The organism is Pseudomonas sp. PVC-3-1 (assembly GCF_057444315.1).
Genome location: NZ_CM172023.1, coordinates 5393514 through 5406414, shown reverse-complemented (window position 1 = coordinate 5406414; position 12901 = coordinate 5393514). Strand labels below are relative to the sequence as shown.

The following is a 12901-nucleotide window of genomic DNA, read 5'->3' as shown; positions in this document are numbered from 1 at the left end:
GGATACCCTTAGAAGCTGTCAGTGGAAGTGAACAGGCCGACGCGGAGGCCTTCGGCGCTGTAGATTTCGCGGCCATCGACGCTGACGGTGCCGTCGGCGATGGCCAGGATCAGCGAACGATTGATCGTACGCTTGATGTGAATGTTGTAGGTGACTTTCTTGGCGGTCGGCAGGACCTGGCCGAAGAACTTCACTTCGCCCGAGCCCAGGGCTCGGCCGCGGCCGGGGTTGCCCTGCCAGCCGAGGTGGAAGCCTACCAGCTGCCACATGGCGTCGAGGCCCAGGCAGCCCGGCATGACGGGGTCGCCTTCGAAGTGGCAGGCGAAGAACCACAGGTCCGGGTTGATATCCAGCTCGGCGACCAGTTCGCCCTTGCCGTACTTGCCGCCGACATCACTGATGTGGGTGATGCGGTCGATCATCAGCATGTTCGGGGCGGGCAGTTGCGCATTACCCGGGCCGAAGAGCTCGCCGCGGCTGCAGCGCAGCAGGTCTTCTCGGGTGAAGGCGTTTTGTTTGGTCATGCGAGCTCCTCAAAAATCCTGGATAGCAGGCGTTGTTTGGCTTGTGCCTGCGGCGCCGCGTTCCGTTGTTGTTGTCACGGTGTCATGCGGCAGCCTAGTCATAGACTATTGCCTTTAAGTGAAAGTCACAGCAATCGGCGAACGCTTGTTCACTTTTCGCCGATGCCAGGTTTCCCTGTCGGGACGCAGGCCTCGGGCCGGTCCGCAGTTTGCGGGCAAGTGCTCCGCCGATCAACGACCTGGAGCAACCCAGCGCTGCAGAATCCGCTGCAGCTCCGCACGTTTGAACGGCTTGGCGAGATAGTCGTTCATTCCCGCCTCCAGACAAGCCTCGCGGTCACCCTGCAGCGCGTTGGCGGTCAGGGCGATGATCGGTACCTGTTCGCCGCCCGGTTTCGCACGGATCTGCCGGGTGGCTTCGTAGCCGTTGAGCACCGGCAGGCGGCAATCCATCAGGATCGCCGCGAACTCGCCGCGCTCCGAGGTACGCACGGCCTGGGCACCATCGCCCACCAGCGTGACGCGATAACCCAGGCTGCGCAACATAGCTTCTATGACCGTTTGATTCACCGGGTTGTCCTCCACCAGCAGCACGGGCTGACCAGTGGCAAGCGTGTCGCCGCCGTTTGCCCCGTCTTCTGCGGCACTCTGACGCTCCCGGAAGGGCAGGGGAATCTCCAGGGTGAAGGTCGAGCCGCAACCTTCCTCGCTGACTGCGCCCAACGTGCCGCCCATCCGTTCGGCCAGGGTGCGCGCGATGGACAACCCCAGCCCGGTACCGCCGTAGCGCCGAGAGGTGGATGAGTCGGCCTGCTGGAAGGCCTCGAACATGTGCTCCAGGCGCTCGCGGGAGATGCCGATGCCGCTGTCCTGCACCGAGCAACTGAGCCATAGCACTTCGTCATCCAGTGCCTGCCAGGTGGCTTCCAGGCGCACGCCGCCTTCCTCTGTGAACTTCAGGGCGTTGCCCAGCAGGTTGACCAGGATCTGCCGGATGCGCGTCGGGTCGCCCTGCACCTCGAGGTTGTCGAGGCCGTCCTGCACGTTCATTTCCAGTTCCAGGCCGCGCTGCTGAGCGCTGTGCTGGAAGACCTGGATGGAGCTCTGGATCAGCTCGAGCAGGTTGAACGGGATGCGCTCCAGCTCCAGGGCGCCGCGCTCGACGCGGGAGAAGTCGAGGATGTCATTGATCACCTTGAGCAGATGTTCGGTCGACTCGGTGGCCAGTGCGCTGTACTCGGCCTGCTCCTGGTTCAGCTCGGTGGTCTCCAGCAGTTGGAGCATGCCCAGTACGCCGTTCATCGGGGTGCGTAGCTCGTGGCTCATCATCGCCAGGAAGTCGGACTTGGCGCGGTTGGCCTCTTCGGCTTCCTCTCGCGCCGCCACCAGTTGGGCGATGCTGCGCTCCTGTTGCAGGCTGGCCTGCTGCAGGCCGCGGGCGAGGTTGTTGATGTGCCGGGCGAGGTCGCCGACTTCGCCGTCATCCGGCACCGGCAGGGTGGTGTGGTAATCGCCGGTCTGGATCGCCTGGACGGCACGGCCCATGGTGCGAATCGGGGCGGCCAGGCGGCGCGCGAGGCGACGGGCGAGGAGGTAGGTGAGAATCAGCGCAAACAGCGCGAGCAGGCTGGCCTTGAGGAGAATTTCCTGCTGCCGCTCGCTGAAGGCGTCACTGGCCATGCCGACCACCACGCGGCCGAGGTAATCCCCGCTGGGCGGCGCCGCGGCCGGCAGCATGTCGTTGGAGCTGGCCAGATCGCTGCCGTTGAGGGCGATGTTCTCGCGCTGGATCGAGGCATGGAAGATTTCCACCTTGGTGCTCGCCTGCGCGGGATCGGCGGCGTGTTCGACGTAGACAAGGATGTTGTCGCCGCGGTCGCGAACTTCGATGAAGCGCACATGGGCGGTGCTCAGGGTCGCTCGCAGCAGGCTCTGCAGCACCGGCAGATTGCCGGAAATCACCCCGTATTCCGCTGCCGGGGCGAGCTGATTGGCGATCAGTTGGCCGGTGTGGTTGGACTCCAGGCGCAGGTCCTGCAGACGCGAATAGGTGAAGTAGCCGGTCAGCAGTACGGTCAGCAGCAGCGCCGGGCCAAGGCTGATGGCCAGCATGCGCGTCTGGATGTTCCAGCTCTTGCGGGAACTCATGGTTTCTCTCCTTCGGCCAGGCGCCGCGCGAGTTCCGCGTCGCCTGACAGGTCGATACCGAGCGAGCGCGCCACCTGGCGGTTGCTCTGCACCTTGAAGTGTTCGGGGTAGAGGCTGCGGGGCCACTGCTCCGCCGGCTCGTCGAGCAGGGTGTCGAGGGTCTCCAGCCAGTCGCTCTGGTCGCTGTAGGTGCTGGCCAGGCTGCCGGCCTTGACGAAGGCGGCGGTTGGGCCGATCAGCGCCCGGTTCTCGGCATAGGCGCTGAGGAGGATGCCCTTGATGGTCTGCGCGTTATAAAGCTGTTTGTCGTCCAGCCCGAGCAATAGGTCACTGCGACCGAGCAGTTCTCGTAGCGGGCGGCTGTCTTCGGCGCGGGTCTGCAGCTCGCTGACCAGTTCCACGCCGAGCTGTTCGGCGGCACGCTGAAGCTCCCCCAGCAGGAATTCGCTGGTGGGTCCGATCAGCACGCCGATGCGCTGCGGGCGTGGACTGAGTTGCAGGGCCAGTTGTAGCTGACGGACCGGCGGCGGGTCGCTCCACAGCAGGCTGAGGTGTGGGACGTCACGTTCGCCGAGCACCTGGCGAGCTTCGACGCGGCTGACCAGCAGGGTCAGCGCCGGCGGCCCGTCGTGGCTGGCCAGGCGCCAGTTCAGCGCGCCGCTGCCGAGCAGCAGGAGGCGGGTTTCACCATCCAGTTTGGCGGCGGACGGCAGGTTCTCGGGGGATTCCAGCCGCACCTGGTCGTGCGGGCGACGTTGCGCCAGGGCGTCGGCGAACTCCTGCAGTGCAGGACTCTGTTCGGTGCTGACCAGCAGGATGTCGCGCGCCTGGGCCGGCAGCGAGAACAGGCAGGCCAGCCAGAGAAACAGGGCGGGGAGTAGGGTTCCGGGGCTCGTCCATGAGCGGCGGGCAGACATGCTAGAAGTCCACCTCGGCGCTGAAGTAGAGCAGGTGGCGGCTGTCGTAGCGGTTTTCCGGCCAGGTCAGCGGCTCGTCGTCCAGACGTTGCTGCAGCACGCCGGCCAGTTCCAGCGCGGCGCGGCCGAGGGGAATGCGTTTGGCTACGCGCAGGTCGACGCGCTTGAAGCGGTGCTCGTTCAGCGCGTCGTCGCCATAGCAGAAGACCGAACTCGACCAGCCACGCCCCCAGTCGCGCATCCAGCCGGCCGAGCCGCTGTTGCGGGCGGTGAGGCGCTGGTCGTAGCGGCTGCTGGCGTCGTAGTCGACGTAGGCATAGGTCAGGCGCACGCGGTCCTGCCGCGACAGGCGCCAGTCCAACTGGGTTTCGGTGCCGCTGAAGCGAATGTCGTTGTCGTTGGTCGGTGCGAAGTCGGAGACCTTCAAGGGATCGCTGATCAGCCCATGGATTTCGTCGTAGTAGGCTTTGATGTCGACAGCGAGCCCGAGTTCGTCGAACTGGCCGTTGTAGCCGATTTCCCGCGAGCGCATGCGCTCCTGGTCGAGGTCGCCGGGGCCGTGGGCGCGGGCGAAGTAGTAGGCGCTGGACTGGCCATAGACCGGCGCCGAGAGATTGCGCACCCGGTAGCTCCAGTTGACGTCGTTCTCGTACATGTCCGGCGAGCGCACCGCCTCGGAATACACGGCGCGCAGGCTGTGGCGTGGGGTGATCAGGTAGTTGAGGGCGATGCGCGGGCTGACCGAGCTGCCGGAGAGCTGGTCGTCTTCCACCATCGCGCCGCCCTGCAGCAGCCAGTGCGGTGCCAGGTGCCACTCCAGTTGGCCGAACAAGCGCCAGATGTCGTTGTTCACCGTGCCGTCGAAGTAGGTTTCCGAGGTGGCCTGGTCGTGGCGGTAGCTCAGGCCACTGACCAGGCGCACGCCGTCGGCGAGGCTCAGGGTGTCCTGGATTTCGAGGTCGTAGCGGGTCTCGCGGATGTTCTGGTTGACCTGCCCGCACACCGGCAGATAGGCCCCGGCCGCCAGCTGTTGGACGACCTGCTTGGCCAGCGCCTGCTCCTGCGCAGTGCCACGGGGAATGCGCGGCAGCGTGTCGGCGAAGTTCTGCACGTACTTCGGGTCCAGGTCCCACAATTGCGCGAGCTGTGGGCTGAAGGCGATTTGCGCCTCGCACGCGTCGAAATCCTGCAGGCGCTCCCAGTGCTCGGCGTAACCCTGCACGTAGAAGCTGTGCTCGGGGTTGACGTCGAAGGTCCAGCGCAGGGAGCCGGCGTAATCGCGGGCGGTCAGGTCGGAATTGTCGTCGCCGTCGGGAATCTTGCCGAAGATCGGCTCGTAGTCGTAGGGCCGCTGGTTGCTCCCTTCCTTGGCCGCGAGTTGCCAATCCAGGCTGTTGCGCAGGTCGAGGCTGTGGTTGGCCACCAGGTTGAAGCGGCTCAGGCGGCGGCCGTCGCGGTAGTCGCGGCCGAACTGGTCGTGATCGAAGCCGTCGTCTTCCTGGCCGGAAAGAGACAGCCGGTAATCGCCGGAGCGGTCATGGATGCCCTGGCTGGCGTACCAGTCACGGACCCCATTCTGGCCGGCGGTGTATTTCAGACGCGTACCCTGGCTGTCGGCGGGGTGGCGAGTGAGGATGTTGATCACGCCCATCAGCGCGTTGGCGCCATAGCTCACCGCGTTGGGGCCGCGGAAGACCTCGATGCGGTCGATGTCCTCGATGGCTACCGGGATGTCGCTCCAATCCACCGTGGCCAGGCCGGGGCGGTACACCGAGCGGCCGTCCACCAGCACCTGCAGGCGCCGCGCCTCGGTGACGTTGGTGCCGTGGTAGTTCACCGTTGCCTGGTTGCCGGACAGGTAGCCGACCATCATGCCCGGCACCAGGCGCATCAGTTCGGGAATGTCGCGTGCGCCGGAGGCCTTGATCAGGTCGCGGTCCAGCACCGTCATGCTGCCGGGGACCTCAGCCGGGGACTGTTTGAGCCGCGTTGCGGTCAGAACTTCAGGGACGTCGAGGCTGTCCACGAACAGGTCGCCCGCCGCAGCCTTGCCCGCCAGCAGCGCGGCAAGCAGGGACAGCGGCAAAGGGACGCGGGGGGGACGATGCACGGAACGACCTTGTTCTCGGTTTTTATCAGATGTGTCGACGTCTGGATGTGGCTGTTTTCTGTTAGATGGATGTTAAACGAGGCAGCGCTGATTGCCACTCCCGCGATCCGGACTGGCCGGTCGCCGATGCGGCCTTATAATGCCCCAATCGCCGCCCCCAGGCGGCCACCAATGGAACAGACATGACACAGCAGCAACCGATCGCCGTCCTCGGTGGTGGCAGTTTCGGCACCGCCTTCGCCAACCTGCTGGCAGAAAACGGACAGCGCGTTCGCCAGTGGATGCGCGACGAGGAACAGGCCGAGGCGATCCGCACCCGCCGCGAGAATCCCAACTACCTCAAGGGCGTGCGCATCCACGACGGCGTGGAGCCGACCTCGGACCTTGCCGCCACCCTGGCCGAGTGCGAGATGATCTTCGTCGCGGTGCCCTCCAGCGCCCTGCGCAAGGTGCTCGAAGGCCGTAGCGAAGAACTGGCGGGCAAGATGCTGGTCAGCCTGACCAAGGGTATCGAAGCGCAGACCTTCAAGCTGATGAGCCAGGTGCTCGAAGAGATTGCACCGAAATCGCGTATCGCGGTGATCTCCGGCCCGAACCTGGCGCGCGAGATCGCCGAGCACGAGCTGACCGCCACGGTAGTCGCCAGCGAGGACGAAGACCTCTGCGCCCAGGTGCAGAAGGCCCTGCATGGCCGCACCTTCCGTGTCTACGCCAGTGGCGACCGCTTCGGCGTCGAGCTGGGCGGCGCGCTGAAGAACGTCTACGCGATCATTGCCGGCATGGCCGCCGCGCTGGGTATGGGCGAGAACACCAAGGGCATGCTGATCACCCGCGCCCTGGCGGAGATGACCCGCTTCGCCGTCCAGCTCGGCGCCAACCCCATGACCTTCCTCGGCCTGGCCGGCGTGGGCGACCTGATCGTCACCTGTTCGTCACCCAAGAGCCGTAACTATCAGGTGGGCTTCGCCCTGGGCGAGGGCCTGACCCTGGAAGACGCCGTGGCGCGCATGGGCGAGACCGCCGAAGGCGTGAACACCCTCAAGGTGCTCAAGGCCAAGGCCGACGAGCTGCAGGTCTACATGCCGCTGGTGGCCGGCCTCAACGCCATCCTGTTCGGCGGCCGCACCCTGGAGCAGGTCATCGGGGCGCTGATGAGCGGCGAGCCGAAAACCGACGTCGACTTCATTCCCACCACCGGTTTCTGAGGAGGTATCAACCATGTCTGCGGAACGTCAGCCCTCTGACCGTTTGGAGAAGGAATCCCTGGTCCTGCGCGTTGTCTGGATGCTGGTCTTCGCGCTGGTCTGGTTCGTTGCCGAGATGATCCTCGGTGCCGTGGTGATCATCCAACTGGTCTACCGCATCATCTACGGCGCGCCCAGCGGCAGCCTGATGGGCTTTGGCGACAGCCTGAGCCAGTACTTCGCGCAGATCGGCCGTTTCGGCACCTTCCAGACCGAAGAGAAGCCCTGGCCGTTTTCCGACTGGCCGACCGCCCATTCCCCCGAAGGGGAGACACCGCACGACGTGCCGCCGGCGCCGCACCCGGTGCGCGACGAGGAGCCGAAGCTTTGAAGCTCTGGCTGCTGCGCCATGGCGAGGCCGAACCCCAGGCCCGCCGTGATTCCGAGCGCCGGCTGACGGCCCATGGCATCAAGGAGGCGCTCAAGAGTGCTGCCCAGCTTGCCGGCCAGCCGTTGGACGGCATTCTCGCCAGCCCCTATGTGCGCGCCCAGGAAACCGCTGAACTGGTCCGCGAGGCGCTGGGCTTCGAAGGTTCCGTCGGTACTGCGCCCTGGCTCACCCCGGACGATGACCCCAAGGACGTGCTGCGCTTCCTCGACGGCCGCAACGAGCAGAACCTGCTGCTGGTCACCCACCAGCCACTGGTGGGGGCGCTGGCGGGCCTGCTGGTGCATGGCAGCCGCAGCGACGCCGTGCCGTTCAGCACCGCCACCCTGGCGGAACTGGAAGGCGAGGTGCCGGTGGCGGGGCTGATGGAGCTGGTGTCGCTCTACCATCCTCGGCATTCCTGAGCTCGCTGAAAAACCTCCGGATACTTGTGCCGGCGCTTTCCCCGCTCCCCGGCCCTCTCCCTCAAGGGAGAGGGCCGTCCGTGCCCACTGATTCCTAGGTTTCATCCTGTTCCGAACGGTACCTCTCCCGCTTGCGGGAGAGGGGCATGGAGAGGGAGCTCTTCCTCGGCCCAGACCAATTCGTGCCCGGATGTTTCTGCGCAGTGCCCGTCGCAGAGCGGCTGGAACCAATCCTTCGGCTGATTCCTACAAAAGTTCACACGACCAGTCTTGTCTGCCGCTGCGCTGCATGGAATATTCAACCAAGCAAGTGCTTGGTTGATCCATCGCTATATCCCTGAGCTACACCTCTGACAAAAAGAACAAAGGAGGGGCACGTGGTTAAAGCAGTCCGATTACCACTCGACCTGTTCTATCAGCGCGAGAAGAGCCACCCGAACAAACGCTACCTGGTGCAGCCGCTCACCGGCGGCGAAGTGCAGACCCTGACCTGGGGCGAAGTGGGCGATCAGGCCCGCCGCGCCGCTGCCTGGCTGCGTAGCCTGGACCTGCCCGAGGGCAGCCGGGTGGCGATCATTTCGAAGAACTGCGCGCACTGGATAGTCGCCGACATCGCCATCTGGATGGCCGGCCATGTCTCGGTGCCGCTGTACCCGAATCTCACGGCCGACTCCGTGCGCCAGGTGATGACCCACTCCGAAGCGCGGGTGGCCTTCATCGGCAAGCTGGACGATTGGCCGGCGATGGTTGATGGCATTCCCGAGGGCGTGCCCACGGTGGCACTGCCGCTGCACCCGGAGGGCCGCTTCGACCATTCGTGGAGTGATCTGCAGCAACTGGCGCCGATCACTGACGATCCGCGCCCGGACGCCACCACCCTGGCGACCCTCATCTACACCTCCGGCACCACCGGTACGCCCAAGGGCGTGATGCACACCTTCGGCAACTTCGCCTTCGCCGCCAGCCATGCCATCGACCTGTTCGGCGTCGGCGAGGAAGACCGCCTGCTGTCCTACTTGCCGCTATGCCACGTGGCCGAGCGCATGTTCGTGCAGATGGCGTCGATCTACGCCGGGCAGACGATCTTCTTCGCCGAAAGCCTGGATACCTTCGTCGCCGACATGCGCCGTGCCCGGCCCACGGTGTTCTTCGGCGTGCCGCGCATCTGGACCAAGTTCCAGATGGGCGTCTACGCGCAGATGCCGGCGCAGAAGCTCGACCGCCTGCTGCGCTTGCCGATCATTGGACGTATGGTCGGGCGCAAGGTGCTCGCCGGCCTGGGCCTGGATGCCGTGCGCTATGCCCTGTGCGGCGCCGCGCCGGTGCCCGAGGCGCTGCTGGACTGGTACCAGCGCCTGGGCCTGAACGTGCTTGAGGTCTATGGCATGACCGAGAACTGCGGTTATTCCCACGTCTGCCGCCCCGGTGAGCAGCGGACCGGCTGGATCGGCCGCAACAGCCCCGGCGTCGAAGTGCGCATCAGCGACGAAGGCGAAGTGCAGGTGCGCAGCGGCGCGACCATGGTCGGTTACTTCAAGGACCCGGAGCGTACCGCCGAGACCATTACCGAGGACGGTTTCCTGCGCACCGGCGACAAGGGCGAGCAGGACGCCGAAGGTCACCTGCGCCTGACCGGGCGCATCAAGGAAATCTTCAAGACCGCCAAGGGCAAGTATGTGGCGCCGGCGCCCATCGAGAACCGCCTGGCCGTGCATTCGCGGATCGAGCAGATCTGCGTGGTCGGCGACGGCCTGATCGCCCCGTTGGGCCTTTGCGTACTCTCCGAGGTGGGCCGCCAGGAAGCCGCCAACGGCTCGCGCAGCCAACTGGAGCAGAGCCTCCAGGAGTTGCTTGCGGAAGTGAACGACGCGCTGGACAAGCACGAGCGGCTGGCCGGGCTGGTGCTGGTCAAGGACGTCTGGACGGTGGACAACGGCTTCCTCACGCCGACCCTGAAGATCAAGCGCAACGTGGTGGAAGGGACCTACGGTCAGCGCTTCAATGAATGGGCGGAGCGCCGCGAGGCGGTGCAATGGCATGAATGACAGAAGGAGTTTCGAATGACCTGGCGCACCACGCCCGACCTGGAAAAGCTCAACGCGAACCTGAAGAACACCATTGGTGAAGTGCTCGATATCCGCTTCGAGGCGTTCGACGACGACTCGCTGACCGCCAGCATGGTGGTGGATTCGCGGACCCACCAGCCCTATGGCCTGCTGCACGGCGGCGCCTCAGTGGTGCTGGCGGAGACCGTCGGCTCCACCGCCAGCTACCTGTGCCTGGATACGTCCAAGTACTACTGCGTTGGCCTGGAAGTGAACGCCAACCACCTGCGCGGCCTGCGCAGTGGGCGGGTGACGGCAGTGGCGAAGGCGGTGCACATCGGCCGCTCGACCCACGTCTGGGAAATCCGTCTGCACGGGGATGACGGCAAGCCAAGCTGCATCTCGCGGCTGACCATGGCCGTGGTGCCGCTGGAGCGCTGAATGCTCTTCGTAGGAGCGAGCTTGCTCGCGAACCGGCTCCGCTGCGGAGTTTTGTTCGCGAGCAAGCTCGCTCCTACAGAAAGCCTCTCGCAATTTTGTCCAAGACCCGCCGTTCCCGCGCCGGTAAAGTAGGCCCATGGAACGCATCGAACACCACAGCAGCGGTTTGCCCGGCGTCCGCTTCATCGACGCCGAGTATCGCCGTTTCGCCTTTCCCCGGCATTTTCATCTCGACTACCACGTCGGGCTGATGCTGGACGGCTGCCAGCGCTACACCCATCGCGGTGAGCGCTCGCTGGCCGGGAACGGCGACATCCTGCTGATGAGCCCCGAAAGCATCCACGACGGCTCCAGCGAGGGCGAGGAGGGCTACCGCATCCGTGTGCTGTCCATCGACCCGCAATGGCTCGACGATGCCTGCCGCGCCTTCAGTGATGGCCGCCAGGGCGCGCCGCGTCTGACTGCCGCGCAACTGCGCGATCCGTTGTTGCAAGCCGAACTGCAACGCGCCCACGCCCTGATGCTGGGCGGTGAGCGGCTGGCGCAGCAAGGCCAACTCTGGCAAGCGCTGGCCGCACTGCTGGAACGCGCCTCCAGCCTGCGCATCCGCGAGCCGGGGCAGGGCTTCGATGCGCCGACCTGGGCGCGCCTGCGCGAGTGGCTGGAATCGCGCCTTGAGACGCCGCCGACCCTGGAGGAGATCGCCGAATTCTGCGGCCTCAGTCCCTGGCAGGTGCTGCGCCGTTTCAACCACCAGTGTGGATTGCCACCGCACCAGTGGCTGACCCAGCTGCGCCTGGAGCGCGCGCTGCCACGGGTGATCAAGGGCCAGCCGCTGGCGGAGATCGCCCTGAGCCTGGGCTTCTATGACCAGGCGCACTTCAGCCGCCTGTTCCGCCGTACCTACGGATTGCCGCCCGCGCGACTACGCCAGCGCTGATCCACCCCAACAAATCCCGATCCATTCCCACTGGAGAATCCCGCCATGCAGGAGGTTCACGTCTTGCTCATGCTCACTGCCGTATTCGCGGTCGCCCTGGTCAGCCCCGGCCCGGACGTCGCGCTGGTGGTGCGCACCTCGCTGCACCAGGGCCGCCGCGCCGGCGTGCTCAGCGCGCTGGGGCTGGCGTGCGGCATCCTGGTCCATGGCACCTTGGTGCTGACTGGCGTGTCGTTGCTGCTCAGCCGCTCACCGCTGCTGTTCAGCGCCCTGCAACTGGTGGGCGCGGCCTACCTCGCCTGGCTCGGCGTCGGCGCGCTTCGTGCGTTGCGCAAGCCGGGCGGAGCAGGGCGGATCGACGGCGAGCTGCCGGACTCGACGCTTGGCCCCTGGTTGCGCGGGCTGGCGACCAACCTGTTCAACCCCAAGGCGCTGGTGTTCTTTCTCGCGCTACTGACCAGCCTGATCCCGGCGGACATGTCGGCGCCCGGCAAGGTCGCGGTGGCGGTAATGCTGTTCGGCACCGGGTTCATCTGGTTCAGCCTGCTCAGCGTGATCCTCACCCGGCCTATGTGGCAGCAGCGCCTGCTGCGCGCCGTGCCGGTGATCGATGGCGCCTGTGGACTGGTGTTCCTGCTGGTGGCGGGAGGCATTCTGTTCAGCGTGGTGAACCACGCGACGCATTGGGTCTGAGTAGCGCATCTTGTCGACGCATAGCGCGTATCTCGTTATGCGTCCTACGATGAGTTTTCCGTAGGGCGCATAACCGTTCGCGGTTATCCGCCGAAGTCGCGCCGCAAGAAGGGGGATCAGGGCAAATCCGCCGGAGCGCCATGGAGTTTGGCCGTAGTGCCGTCATTCGCGGGAGCGTGGGTCATTGCCGCGCCCCCGGTGCTGTCGGAAAATTCAGGCTGTCATTCCCCTGAGTTCCCCCAGCATGTCGCAAGCGGTCTTCTTCGCCCACGCCAACGGTTTCCCCTCGGGGACCTACGGCAAGTTGTTCGACGCCCTGGAGCCGGATTACCGGGTCCATCGGCTGGACATGCACGGCCATGACCCGCGCTTCCCGGTGAATGCCAACTGGGAAAACCTGGTGGAAGAGCTGTTGCATCACCTCGAGGCGCTGGACGAGCCCGTGTGGGGCGTCGGCCATTCACTCGGCGGCGTGCTGCATTACCATGCGGCGCTGCGCAAACCCGAGCTGTACCGCGGCGTGGTGATGCTCGATTCGCCGCTGCTGACGCTGGCCGACCAATTGGTGATCCGCGTTGCCAAGCGCTTGGGCTTCATCGATCGGCTGACACCCGCCGGCCGGACCCTCGGACGTCGCGAGGACTTCGACGATTTTGCCGAGGCGCTGGAATACTTCGCCGGCAAGCCGCTGTTCAAGCGCTTCGACCGCGACTGCCTGGAAGCCTATGTGCGCCACGGGCTGGCGCCCTCGGATGCGCGCGGCCTGCGGTTGAAGTTCGACCCGGCTACCGAGATTTCCATCTATCGAAACGTGCCGCACACCAGCCCCGGCCGCGCGAAACAACTTGCCGTGCCGCTGACCATGGTGCGTGGCCGCCACAGCCGCGTGGTGCTGCCGCATCACGCCCGCCTGATCGGCCGCATTCCCATGGGCGAGAGCCTGTCGCTGCCGGGCGGGCACATGTTCCCGCTGGAGCGCCCGCAGGACACCGCCGCGCTGCTCAAGACCGTCTTCGCCCGCTGGCAACAGCGCGCCAATGCCTAAGG

Annotated in this window: 12 protein-coding genes; 8 read left to right on the top strand and 4 right to left on the bottom strand. The window is 65.7% G+C overall.

Going from position 1 to position 12901, the window contains the following annotated elements; all coding sequences use genetic code 11:
• Positions 1 to 8 precede the first annotated feature (8 nt).
• The 4 genes from fabA to AC2T4A_RS24765 all read right to left on the bottom strand — a co-directional run bounded on the left by fabA (position 9) and on the right by AC2T4A_RS24765 (position 5699).
• Positions 9 to 524, bottom strand: coding sequence for a 3-hydroxyacyl-[acyl-carrier-protein] dehydratase FabA (gene fabA / locus AC2T4A_RS24780; RefSeq protein WP_017517389.1), 516 nt, complete (start codon positions 522 to 524; stop codon positions 9 to 11).
• Between the two features lie 231 nt (positions 525 to 755).
• On the bottom strand, positions 756 to 2672 hold the full coding sequence (locus AC2T4A_RS24775) for an ATP-binding protein (RefSeq protein WP_416752659.1): 1917 nt from the start codon (positions 2670 to 2672) through the stop codon (positions 756 to 758).
• Positions 2669 to 3589, bottom strand: a complete 921-nt coding sequence (locus tag AC2T4A_RS24770; protein ID WP_486742036.1) for an ABC transporter substrate-binding protein — start codon at positions 3587 to 3589, stop codon at positions 2669 to 2671. Before AC2T4A_RS24770 ends, AC2T4A_RS24775 begins: the two co-directional genes overlap by 4 nt.
• A 1-nt stretch (position 3590) precedes the next feature.
• Positions 3591 to 5699 carry a TonB-dependent receptor plug domain-containing protein gene (locus tag AC2T4A_RS24765; RefSeq protein ID WP_486742035.1) on the bottom strand — a complete coding sequence of 703 codons (2109 nt, stop codon included), beginning with the start codon at positions 5697 to 5699 and terminating at the stop codon, positions 3591 to 3593.
• A 182-nt stretch (positions 5700 to 5881) separates the two neighbouring features.
• Here AC2T4A_RS24765 and AC2T4A_RS24760 point away from each other — a divergent pair, with 182 nt between their 5' ends.
• From AC2T4A_RS24760 to AC2T4A_RS24725, 8 genes are all read left to right on the top strand, one after another.
• Positions 5882 to 6904 carry an NAD(P)H-dependent glycerol-3-phosphate dehydrogenase gene (locus AC2T4A_RS24760; protein WP_486742034.1) on the top strand — a complete coding sequence of 341 codons (1023 nt, stop codon included), beginning with the start codon at positions 5882 to 5884 and terminating at the stop codon, positions 6902 to 6904.
• Between the two features lie 13 nt (positions 6905 to 6917).
• Positions 6918 to 7274, top strand: a complete 357-nt coding sequence (locus AC2T4A_RS24755; protein ID WP_486742033.1) for a DUF4389 domain-containing protein — start codon at positions 6918 to 6920, stop codon at positions 7272 to 7274.
• Positions 7271 to 7735 carry a phosphohistidine phosphatase SixA gene (gene sixA, locus AC2T4A_RS24750; RefSeq protein ID WP_486742032.1) on the top strand — a complete coding sequence of 155 codons (465 nt, stop codon included), beginning with the start codon at positions 7271 to 7273 and terminating at the stop codon, positions 7733 to 7735. Before AC2T4A_RS24755 ends, sixA begins: the two co-directional genes overlap by 4 nt.
• A gap of 377 nt (positions 7736 to 8112) precedes the next feature.
• Positions 8113 to 9780 (top strand): AMP-binding protein, encoded by a 1668-nt coding sequence (locus AC2T4A_RS24745; protein ID WP_478379030.1) that lies wholly within the window; start codon positions 8113 to 8115, stop codon positions 9778 to 9780.
• Positions 9781 to 9795: 15 nt separating this feature from the next.
• Positions 9796 to 10221, top strand: a complete 426-nt coding sequence (locus AC2T4A_RS24740) for a hotdog fold thioesterase (protein WP_017517381.1) — start codon at positions 9796 to 9798, stop codon at positions 10219 to 10221.
• 136 nt (positions 10222 to 10357) lie between these two features.
• Entirely contained in the window at positions 10358 to 11161 is an 804-nt protein-coding gene (locus tag AC2T4A_RS24735) for a helix-turn-helix domain-containing protein (RefSeq protein ID WP_478379029.1), read from the top strand.
• Positions 11162 to 11206: 45 nt separating this feature from the next.
• Complete coding sequence (locus tag AC2T4A_RS24730) at positions 11207 to 11854, top strand: LysE family translocator (RefSeq protein ID WP_416752642.1); 648 nt, start codon at positions 11207 to 11209, stop codon at positions 11852 to 11854.
• A gap of 244 nt (positions 11855 to 12098) precedes the next feature.
• On the top strand, positions 12099 to 12899 hold the full coding sequence (locus AC2T4A_RS24725; RefSeq protein WP_416752641.1) for an alpha/beta fold hydrolase: 801 nt from the start codon (positions 12099 to 12101) through the stop codon (positions 12897 to 12899).
• The last annotated feature ends 2 nt before the right edge of the window (positions 12900 to 12901 follow it).

What these genes read in the sequence shown, in the direction of transcription:
- fabA (WP_017517389.1), bottom strand. Translation starts at nt 524, where the DNA reads ATGACCAAACAAAACGCCTTCACCCGAGAAGACCTGCTGCGCTGCAGC.
- AC2T4A_RS24725 (WP_416752641.1), top strand. Translation starts at nt 12,099, where the DNA reads ATGTCGCAAGCGGTCTTCTTCGCCCACGCCAACGGTTTCCCCTCGGGG.
- AC2T4A_RS24760 (WP_486742034.1), top strand. Translation starts at nt 5,882, where the DNA reads ATGACACAGCAGCAACCGATCGCCGTCCTCGGTGGTGGCAGTTTCGGC.
- AC2T4A_RS24740 (WP_017517381.1), top strand. Translation starts at nt 9,796, where the DNA reads ATGACCTGGCGCACCACGCCCGACCTGGAAAAGCTCAACGCGAACCTG.
- AC2T4A_RS24730 (WP_416752642.1), top strand. Translation starts at nt 11,207, where the DNA reads ATGCAGGAGGTTCACGTCTTGCTCATGCTCACTGCCGTATTCGCGGTC.
- AC2T4A_RS24735 (WP_478379029.1), top strand. Translation starts at nt 10,358, where the DNA reads ATGGAACGCATCGAACACCACAGCAGCGGTTTGCCCGGCGTCCGCTTC.
- AC2T4A_RS24775 (WP_416752659.1), bottom strand. Translation starts at nt 2,672, where the DNA reads ATGAGTTCCCGCAAGAGCTGGAACATCCAGACGCGCATGCTGGCCATC.
- AC2T4A_RS24770 (WP_486742036.1), bottom strand. Translation starts at nt 3,589, where the DNA reads ATGTCTGCCCGCCGCTCATGGACGAGCCCCGGAACCCTACTCCCCGCC.
- AC2T4A_RS24755 (WP_486742033.1), top strand. Translation starts at nt 6,918, where the DNA reads ATGTCTGCGGAACGTCAGCCCTCTGACCGTTTGGAGAAGGAATCCCTG.